Annotated in this window: 5 protein-coding genes and 2 riboswitches; of the genes, 3 read left to right on the top strand and 2 right to left on the bottom strand. The window is 57.2% G+C overall.

From position 1 onward, the window contains the following. The first annotated feature begins 762 nt into the window (after positions 1 to 762). The 3 genes from BLQ12_RS05555 to BLQ12_RS05545 all read left to right on the top strand — a co-directional run bounded on the left by BLQ12_RS05555 (position 763) and on the right by BLQ12_RS05545 (position 5,135). A complete protein-coding gene (locus BLQ12_RS05555; protein ID WP_092209115.1) occupies positions 763 to 2,322 on the top strand; it encodes a sigma-54-dependent transcriptional regulator in 1,560 nt (519 codons plus the stop codon). A gap of 326 nt (positions 2,323 to 2,648) precedes the next feature. After that, positions 2,649 to 3,080 (top strand): putative signal transducing protein, encoded by a 432-nt coding sequence (locus tag BLQ12_RS05550; protein WP_175469523.1) that lies wholly within the window; start codon positions 2,649 to 2,651, stop codon positions 3,078 to 3,080. A gap of 193 nt (positions 3,081 to 3,273) precedes the next feature. Then, positions 3,274 to 3,379, top strand: a riboswitch (glycine riboswitch). A 3-nt stretch (positions 3,380 to 3,382) separates the two neighbouring features. Further along, positions 3,383 to 3,519: riboswitch (glycine riboswitch) on the top strand. A gap of 236 nt (positions 3,520 to 3,755) precedes the next feature. After that, positions 3,756 to 5,135 (top strand): alanine/glycine:cation symporter family protein, encoded by a 1,380-nt coding sequence (locus BLQ12_RS05545; RefSeq protein WP_092209111.1) that lies wholly within the window; start codon positions 3,756 to 3,758, stop codon positions 5,133 to 5,135. 264 nt (positions 5,136 to 5,399) lie between these two features. On the opposite strand, the gene BLQ12_RS05540 is transcribed toward BLQ12_RS05545, so the two are convergent. Continuing rightward, entirely contained in the window at positions 5,400 to 5,771 is a 372-nt protein-coding gene (locus tag BLQ12_RS05540; RefSeq protein WP_254781991.1) for a GIY-YIG nuclease family protein, read from the bottom strand. A 760-nt stretch (positions 5,772 to 6,531) separates the two neighbouring features. Next, positions 6,532 to 8,514: a ribonuclease catalytic domain-containing protein gene (locus tag BLQ12_RS05535; protein WP_092209109.1), complete on the bottom strand. Its 1,983-nt coding sequence runs from the start codon at positions 8,512 to 8,514 to the stop codon at positions 6,532 to 6,534. Between the last annotated feature and the right edge of the window lie 253 nt (positions 8,515 to 8,767).

Here is an 8,767-nt window from a genome sequence, read left to right as displayed (position 1 = left end):
GGTTTGACGTAAAATCGTGATGTTGTTTAAAGTCTTTTTGTCAAACTTTTCAAAGGTTTGGCCTCCGGCAGGGCCGCCGGAGGCATCTTTAACCGAACTGCCTCCGGCGGCAAGGTGAGCCCCTTGAATTCTGGTGTCATACAGTCAAATGGCAGCGGTATGTGTATGGGGATAGTGAGGCTGTGTTTTACGGATGCCCAAAGGGCCGGCCAGGGCAGGAAGCCTGGCCGGCCGGTTCGGAGGGAGGGCCTTTCCATGTCGGCATCCATGTAAAAAGGCCCTTGTGGTGCGGAAAGCTGGTGACGCCGACAGGGACGCGGCGATGGTTATTCATGTATTGCACCTGTCTGGGGTGCGTACGCATTCGGGAACGCTGTTCTTTTTCTTTGCCTGGGCACCCATAATTTTACTTGGGGCGTGGAAACGCTTTGCTTGTCCCTTGAGGTAAGCACAGCCCGTAAGGTATGCGCCGGAGGAATCCGAAAGAGGCAAGGGGGGATGTATCCAGACCCCTGCGGCTCGCAGGGGAATGGAGACTGAATGCCTGGTTCCCGGATTCCTCCGGCACAGCGAAGATTCGGATGTGGAAAGGTGGATCCTGTCTTGTGGGCTCCGAATACTCTGTCTATGAAGTATTCCAAATATCATGCCAGCGTTTCACTTCCTGTATTATTAAGATGTTGTGGCCGTGGGGGAGATTGTGGTAAACGATATATCGTGAATAGATTACGATATATCGTTTAAGTACGGAATGGAGGGGACGTGTCTGACCGATTTCGAGAAGTCGCCCGACGGATTTTCAGCAGCCTGGACCTTGAGTCCGCCTTGTTTGATGCGTATGCCTACCTCAAAGGGATCATGCCCCTGGACGGCGCCTTTATTACCTCCTATGACCACGGTCAGAAAAAAGCGCGGGTCATCGCCCTTGCCTGTGCCGAAGGGGGAGTCGGACTGGATGAGATGATTTCGATTTCAGACGGCACCTGGGAGATGATGGGCGTCTGGCACGAGGAGTCCCGTCAAAACCCCACGCCGTGGATTCGTGACCACACCCACCCCATCAACAAGGAGTTCATCCGGCTGGTGAAGCACTGGCTCCCCTCGGTGAGGACCCGCCCCGAAGGAAGCCAGAATCTTTGCTGCACCATCTCCTGCGCTCTGAAGAGCCAGGGGGAGATCATGGGCAACCTGATCCTTGCCGCGGCAGGGGAGTCCCTCTACAACGACAGCCATGTCGAGGTGATGAAAGACATCTGCGAGCCCTTTGGCATGGCATTGGCCAATGCCATGCGTTTCAAGGACCTGGTTCGTGACCATCAGGCCCTTCAGCGTGATACCCGGCAGATGACCGGTGACGTCATGATCGGGGCCCACGGGGGGTTAAGCAAGGTGCGGCGCCTCATTGAGCAGGTGGCCCCCACGGAGAGCCCGGTCCTGCTTTTAGGGGAGACCGGCACGGGCAAAGAGGTGGTGGCCGGAGAGATCCACAAGCTCTCTCCCCGTTGCAAAGGCCCGCTTATCCGATTGAACTGCGGTGCCATTCCCGAGTCTCTCATGGATTCCGAGCTGTTCGGGCACCAGAAGGGGGCCTTTACAGGGGCCTTTGAAACCTCGGTGGGTCGGTTTGAACGGGCATCCGGAGGGACCCTGTTCCTCGATGAGATCGGAGAACTGCCCATGGCCGCCCAGGTCAAGCTGCTCAGGGTCCTCCAGAGCGGAGAGTTCGAACGGGTGGGCGGCACCCGGGTGATGCAGGCGGATGTCCGCATCATTGCCGCCACCCACCGGAACCTGGAGGCCATGGTGGCGGAAGGAACCTTTCGTTCGGATCTCTGGTTCCGGCTCCACGTTTTTCCCTTGAGCATCCCACCCTTGCGCAAGCGAACCGAGGACATCCCCGCCATGGTGGACCACTTTATCCTTCACAAGACCCGGGAGATGAACCTCTCTTATCGCCCCTGCCTTGCCGAGGGCGCCCTGGCAGCCCTCATGGATTATCCCTGGCCCGGCAATGTCCGCGAGCTGCAAAACCTTGTGGAACGGGCCCTCATCCTTTCCGGGGGGCGCCCCTTGCGCTTCGAAACCCTTTTGGATCGCCCCGCCCCCAGGGCGGAGACAAAAGTCTGGGAGGTGACGGAGCCCCTTTCCGGTACCTTCGACGACATGGCCGCATCCTGGATTCGAAAAGCCCTGGTCCTCTCCCACGGAAAGGTATCTGGTCCCAACGGCGCGGCAGATCGCCTGGGGCTCCACCCCAATACCCTGCGGAGCAAAATGAAAAAGTACGGAATCCGCCTGCATCGCCGGGTCAATGTGAACTAAAAGAGAGATGTAACTATTCAGTTTAAAAAAAGTCTCCGTCGGCAAGGTGTGCCACCTTGAAAGCTGGTTACGAATGAGCTTTGCCCCTCGTTCCTCGGGTCAAATCACATCCGCATTTGTGTCGGCGTAAACTTGAAAAATGGCCTTGAAGCCAGTTTGTTGAACTTTTCAAAAGCTTAGCCCCCGGCAGGGCCGCCGGAGGCATAAGCTGAATGGTTACAGAGAGAAAAAAGAAAAAGGGGTCAGGCAAATACGAAAGAAAGGGTGTACCCTGTTCCTGTTTGGCCGTATCCTTTCCCAATTTCCCAATTTCCCAATTTGAGAGCATGATGCCAACAGAATCCTTAATTACGATTTTGACGTTTACCGCACCCCACGACGCCCACCTGGCAAAGGCCCAGCTTGAGTCCTGCGGCATCGAGGCCTTTGTGTTTGATGACAACCTGGTGGGGATCCAGCCCTGGTACTCCCAGGCCGTGGGAGGGGTCAAGCTGCGGGTGTTTGCCTCGGACCGAAAGGAGGCCCTGGCGGTTTTGGGCTACCGGGACCCCCTGGCCGAAGAGGACGAGCGGTGCCCCCGCTGTGAAAGTTTTGACGTGGACTACGAGCGCAACATCGGTTGGGGGAAGCGGGTGGGGTGGGGGCTTTTGCTTCTCGTGCTCCTGGGGCTTCCCTGGTTTTTCCGGCGCAGGCGCTGGGCCTGTAACGTGTGTGGTCACACCTGGACGCGGCCCCTTGGATGGAAAACAGGGAAATAAACGCTGGGGGAGGGGCCCGGTATCGTAAAATTCCAGTCCGTGTTTTTCGTTTTCAATGTTTACTCGATTTCGCTTTATTTTGATCTGTTTCTCTATTTTTTGCCCGGGCGATCGTTCAGGGCTTGATATATTCTCCAGAAGGTGTAGAAGAAGTGCCTTACCTGTGGCGCCATGCGCTGCGGGGACAACTCGGATGAAAACAGCAGGAGAGATCTTCCGGCGCGTTGTAGCGAGTGCGATGCGATGCGGAAGGCACCGAAGAAGTAAATCTTTCAGGTAAAAAGGACTGCTGTTGGACGAGCCTCTGGAGAGTCTCAATATTCGGGGGCTCTGCACAACCCCTGGTTGTGCGGAGCCGCTTCTATTGAGCGCCGAAGGAGCAAGCTGTCGGACCGTATCGTACGGACCGTGGTGAAACTCTCAGGTACAAGGGACAGAGTGGCATGGCAGATCAGACCCTCCGGTATCGCTTCCGGCATGGTTTTGTGGTCTGTCGTGAAAACTGAAACAACCTCAGTTGGTAGTGCCTCTTTTTTACGCCTTTCTCTTAGCAGACCGATCCATTCATCCACATTATTCATCTTATTTTCATCATTGAAACGGCATCGACATGCCGTGATCATGCCCCTGCGCCTGTTTTGATTGTGCGCACACGGGCTGGAAAGGAATGATTCTGTGGAAAATTTTGCACAACTTTTGAGAACGATTGATTCGTTTGTCTGGGGGCCTCCCCTTTTGATCCTCTTGGTGGGAACCGGTATCTACCTCACCGTGGGCCTTGGCCTGCTGCAGATGACCAAATTGCCCCTTGCGATCAAATATCTTTTCAGCAAAGAGCATGGGGAGGGAGCCGAAGGGGATGTTTCGAGCTTCGCCTCTCTCTGCACGGCCCTTTCCGCCACCATCGGTACGGGAAACATCGTGGGGGTGGCCACGGCCGTCAAGGCCGGTGGACCCGGAGCGATCTTCTGGATGTGGGTGGCGGCATTTTTCGGCATGGCCACCAAGTACGCGGAAGGGCTCCTGGCTGTAAAATACCGGGTGGTGGACGAGAATGGACAGATGTCCGGCGGCCCCATGTACTATATTGAACGGGGCCTCGGAAACAAGTTCCTTGCCAAGATGTTTGCCCTCTTCGGCATCGGCGTGGCTTTTTTCGGCATCGGTACCTTTGCCCAGGTCAACGCCATCAAGGACGCGGCCCAGCTGACCTTTCATATTCCTGTTGAGGCCACGGCCGTGATCCTTACCGTGCTGGTGGCCCTTGTCACCGTCGGGGGGATCAAGCGCATCGCCCAGGTGGCCTCGGCCATCGTGCCGTTTATGGCGATTTTTTTCATCCTGGCCTCGACCGTGGTTCTGCTCCTGAACCTTTCCAGCATCCCTGCGGCGGTTTCCCTGGTGATCCAGAGCGCCTTCAACCCCGAGGCCGCCTTCGGGGGCGCAGCCGGTGTCACCATGATCATGGTGATGCGAAGCGGGATCGCCCGCGGGGTCTTCTCCAACGAGTCGGGCCTGGGCAGCGCGCCCATTGCCGCGGCCGCCGCGAAGACCAACTCCTGCGTGCGCCAGGGCCTCATCGCCATGACGGGTACCTTCATCGACTCCATCGTCATCTGCACCTTGACCGGATTGGTCCTGGTGATGACCGGCACCTGGAACGATCCTTCCCTTGCCGGGGCCGCCATGACCAACACCGCCTTCAACATCGGCATGGGCAGCGGCATCGGACAGTACGTGGTCACCGTGGGCCTGATGTTTTTCGCCTTCACCACCATCCTCGGCTGGAACTACTACGGGGAGCGCTGCACAGAGTACCTCTTCGGCATCAAGGGCATCAAACCCTACAAGCTGATCTATATCGTCCTCGTGGCCTCGGGCTCGTTTCTTCACCTCAACCTCATCTGGACCCTGGCCGATATTGTCAACGGCCTCATGGCCATCCCCAACCTCATCGGCCTCCTGGGCCTGAGCAAGGTGGTCTTTTCCGAAACCCGAAAATTTTTTAACGGCCTGTCCGTGGCAGCCAAGGCCGAGAAAGCCTTCCAGGCGTAGGATCGGGTAAGAAAGCGCCTTCTATGGTCAAAGCCGGATCAAAAAGCGTGCCTCCGGCGGCGAGGTGAGCCACCTCAAAAGCTGATTGCCCTTGCGTTTTGTCCCTCGTGCCTCGGGCCAAATCGCAAGGGCCTTCGACTCGGGCTTCGTCCGATATGAATGTTTGATGTATGCGAACCGGCCCGCATGCTTCGGAGGCATAAGATACGCTACCGAAGCGTGTAGATTATCGCTTCAGCTGGCAGATCTCCGGCGGTCAAACGGTCACCTATCACCTGTTTTCCCATGATCTGTTTTTCCTGCCTTTATCATTTCGAGCTTTGCCTTTCGGGGCAGTTTTTTGATGCGGTATTCGAGGCGGGAGGCTTCGGAGCGGTCTTTGGCCGAGGTCTGGTAGACCATGGTGACGGGAAGGCGGGCCCGGGTGTACCGGGCACCGACGCCTGCATTGTGTTCGTCAAGGCGCCTTTGGGGGTCGGTGGTGATGCCGGTATACAAGGTGCCGTCCGCGCATTCAAGGATGTAGAGGGTCCATGGTTTCATGGGGGCACTGTAGATGATCGCAGGGGATGGTGCCAGCCTTAAGCGGGCCCGGATCGCGAAAAACAAAAGCAACCACTCAGTCCACCTGTTCAAAATCGCCTCCGGCGGCCTAAACGTTTGCCTGATCTTATTACGACGGGTTTAACAAACAGGCCGCAATGGTTCTTTTTGAATGAAGTTTGGGTCTTGGTTATCATTTGGGCCGCGACCTTCAAAAAAGCCGAGGAAAATCGACCGAAACGGAGCGCCGCACTCCGGTGCGGCTTTTTAGTCCGTCGTTACCCGTGCCGCACAGGAGTGCGGCGCTCCAGGGGACAAGGGTGTTCGGGGGGGGGGATGCAAATAGGCCGATGACCCAAACGATGATCAAGGCCGAAGTTTGTTTGACAGGCGGATGTGATTTTCCCCGAGGAACGAGGGGAAAAACGCATTCGCAACCTGCTTTCAAGGTGGCACACCTTGCCGCCGGAGGCTGCTTTTTAGGAACTGAATGGTTACAAAATAGATTCAGGCTACTCGGCATTAAAGGCGAATGTGATCTTTCCCGAGGAATCCGCCTGAGCCCGTGTCTTTGCGTCACCATTCGACCCATGACAATGGGCCACGGCTCAATGAACAAGCTGTGAAAATCATTCTGGCAGCCTGATGTAGGTTGGGCCGAATCGTTGCAAATAAAAAAGCCCTGCCGATGAGTCGGCAGGGCTTTTTTTTGTGTTGAATCCGGGTCGCGGTGGGTGGCTCGTGGGGACGAACCACCGATGAGTCCGAGAATCTCAGGCCTTAAAGACCACTTGACACAGACACACCGCCATATTTTTCTACTCACTACTCACTACTCACTACTCACTACTCACTAACCCACAAACACCGCCAAATTGTCCTTTCGTGCGTCAGCGTGCTGGATTACGGTCTGGACCATGTCGCCGGACTTGAGGCTCAGGCCACTGGCCGGGAGCATCACCTCCATCATGTAGTCCAGCAGGAGGACCTGGAAGCTGTGGCGGCGTTTGTCAAGGACCAGGCCTTCCACCCGCTCGCCGATTTTGCTTTCCAGATACTTGAGGATCCAGTAGCGGCGCCTGTTGGACTGGATGCGCCCGATACTGCCCATGGGGATGTCGAGGTGCTGGGAGACTTCGGCCACGTCATCTTCGGTGTACGGCTCCTCAAGGCCCAGGACGGATCGTATCTGCCGCTGGGAGACGAGGTCGTAGTAGCGACGGATGGGGCTGCTGGCCGTGGTGTAGGCGTCCAGGCCAAGGCCGGAGTGGTGGCCTGCCTTCTGGCTGATATAGGCCCGTGAGAGCTGCTTTCTCTGCATGCAGTTGAGGTACAAAGAGGGCTCTTCCCCTTTGAACAGGCGCTCTTTGGGGTCGGGCTGGAGCCGGAAGAAGGTCGGCAGGCTGTGGCGGGCCAGAAAGCTTGCCATGAGCCAGTTGGACATGATCATCAACTCGGCCACCATCATGCGGGAGGGGCTCTCCCGGTCCACCGTGGAGATGACGGGGTTGCCCTCTTCATCGAGATGGACATTGACCTCGGGCAGGCTCAGGTGCACGGCTCCGCTGTCGAGGCGCTTCTTGCGAAATGCCTGGCCGATCTTGATGAGGGTGGAGAGGTCCTCGTCTCCTTCCTTTGCCAGGGTGTTGGCCCCGGTGTAGGTGAGCTGGCGGCGCACGGTAACGATGGTGGGGACCACCTCGAAGTCTTCCACGGCGTGGAATCGGTTCAGGGTGATCATCACGCTGATACAGGGGCGCACCGCGCCTTCCACCAGGCTGCAGAGGTTGTCCGAGAGATCCGAGGGGAGCATGGGGATCTTCTGGTCCGGCATGTAGATGGAGCTGCCGCGGGACAGGGCCCTTCGGTCGATGAGGCTGCCACGTTTCACCGATTCGGCCACATCGACGATATGGACCCCCAGAAGGGTCTTCCGGTCGTCCAGGCGCTCGATGGTGACGGCGTCGTCGTAGTCAGTGGTGTACCTGCCGTCGATGGTGATGGTGGACAGGTGGGTGAGGTCACGCCGGCCGTTAAAGCTGACGGGGGCTTCCTCCACCAGTTTTTTTGCCTCCTGGAGCACCTCGTCGGAGAAGTTTCTCGGCACCTCCATGCGGATGAGGTCGATGTTTTCGTTTTCGTCAAACACCTCAAGCTTCACCAGGATGCGAAAGACCGTCTCGTGGGAGTTGATGTTCGCCTCGGAGAGGACCGCCTTGGCCATGTCGAAGTGGCGGCTCTCGCGCTCATCAATGTACCACCCTTTCAGGCAGGTGATGATCTCCATGGCATGGTCGCAGGGGCCGGGCTTTTTGTCGCCCAGAAGGCCCTTGAGCCAGGCTGCGCCTTCGGTGATCACCTTGTTACGCCGCTCCTCTTCCCGTTTCTTGGCGAGCATCTGCTCCACCTGCTCCGGGGTGTAGGGGAGGAAACGGTCGTGGTCGAACTTGAACCAGGTCCGGTTTTCGAAAAACGCCCGGATGATGGCTGATTTGTGGTCGGAGGTTACGGCTTCGGAGAAGCAGTATTCCGCCATGGTTGTGAGGTCGATCCACTCCCCTTCTTCGTTGAGCAGTTCCCACAGCTCTTTGAGATCGATCTCCTGTTTCAGGGATTCACGACGGGCGACGGTGGCCTTGAGGGCTTCCACCATGGTGGAGCGGCTGGCCGATTCAGAAAGGGCATCGTCCGAGGTCAGGGATATGCGGGAGGCGGAAAGGCTCACCTCTTTATCGCTTTCGGTGATGAGTCGCAGGCGTTTGCCCTTGACGTCGGCCACCGCGGCGCATATCAGCTTCTGCTGATCTATGTATTCGATGATGGTTCCAGATTTCATATCTAATCAGAATACCAACGGCACTGTTGAAAGTCAATTCAAGGGATATAAAACAACAGGGACAAGTCTCCCGGGAAACAGCAGGGGAGAGCCAACCAGCCGAGTCCCGGTGCGGGAAGTAATGACAAAATGGCTCTTTCCATGCAATGCAGGGGCTTGCCGGAAGGAATAAGGGATGGCCGGAGGAGAAAAGGGGTGGTAATATCCCGGAAGTGGGGCCGGACACCAAACACCGGCGATTGCCCGTGGGGGC

The sequence above is a fragment of the Desulfoluna spongiiphila genome (genome assembly GCF_900101345.1).
Classification (GTDB): Bacteria; Desulfobacterota; Desulfobacteria; order Desulfobacterales; family Desulfolunaceae; genus Desulfoluna; species Desulfoluna spongiiphila.
The sequence above is the reverse complement of the archived record's forward strand: the minus strand, read 5'-3'. Positions and strand labels throughout refer to the sequence as shown.